1 pseudogene is annotated in these 1,042 nt (G+C 37.3%); it reads right to left on the bottom strand.

Annotated features, from left to right (window positions below):
* A pseudogene (locus C9J36_RS17040) lies at window positions 1-988 on the bottom strand (IS3 family transposase); the annotation flags it as partial.
* Window positions 989-1,042 lie beyond the last annotated feature (54 nt).

Here is a 1,042-nt window from a genome sequence, read left to right as displayed (position 1 = left end):
CTAGAGCCAATTGTATACGTAATAATTTCGCCATTAAATAAGTCTAAAACAGGCGATAAATAAAGCTTTTCACCAAATAACTTAAACTCTGTAATATCTGTTACCCATTTCTCATTAGGCGCTTTTGCTGTAAAATGGCGATCTAAAATGTTAGGCGCAATTTTACCAACTGTCCCTTTATATGACTTATATTTTTTCATACGAACGATGCACTTTAAGCTTAGCGCTTTCATCAGGCGTTGCACTTTCTTATGATTCACTTTTTGCCCACGATTCGCTAGCTCATCACGAATGCGACGATAGCCATAACGGCCTTCATGTTCCTTATAGATTTCTTGAATTTTGGCCTTTAACTCGGCATCTGGATCGGGACGATTCATCTTCTTTACTAAATCATAGTACGTGCTACGTGGAATTTCTGCGAACGCTACAAGCGCCTTCACCGAGTATTTATGCCTTAATTCATAGATGACTTTTACTTTGTCCTCTTTGGTGATTTTTTCTTGGCTTGAACTAAGGCGTTCAACTTTTTTAAATACTCGTTTTCCATACGTAGCCGATTGATTTCTGCTTGAAGTGCTTCTGGTGAGCCTTCTACTGGTGCTTGTTTTGGCTGTTTATTTGTTTCTTTTTTCATGGATGGACGCCCCTTTCTCTTTGATTGAAGGGCATCGAATCCTTTTGTTTCAAATTGTTTTTTCCAAACACGAAGTGTAGAAGGAGTAGCTATATGAAAGATAGCTGCCGTTTCAAGTAAGGACGTACCGTTTTCAATCATATAGTTTAGTACGTCTAGTTTAAACTGTGCCGAATAATTTGTATATCGTTTTATAAATGTTTCTACGCCGTTATACTCATATTGTTTTGCCCAATTAAGAATTGCTTTGTGATCTGTTCCCATTGATTTAGCAATTTCATGTGAACTTTCTTTGCCTTCTAAGTAGCGTAGGACTGCTTGTAATTTTTCTTCTGATGTATATTTAGCCATATAAAAACTGCTCCTCCAATTGTTAGACGTGTCTAACAATTGGGGAGCAGTTCA

This window comes from Metasolibacillus fluoroglycofenilyticus, from assembly GCF_003049645.1.
GTDB lineage: Bacteria > Bacillota > Bacilli > Bacillales_A > Planococcaceae > Metasolibacillus > Metasolibacillus fluoroglycofenilyticus.
This window is presented reverse-complemented; position numbering and strand designations above follow the sequence as displayed.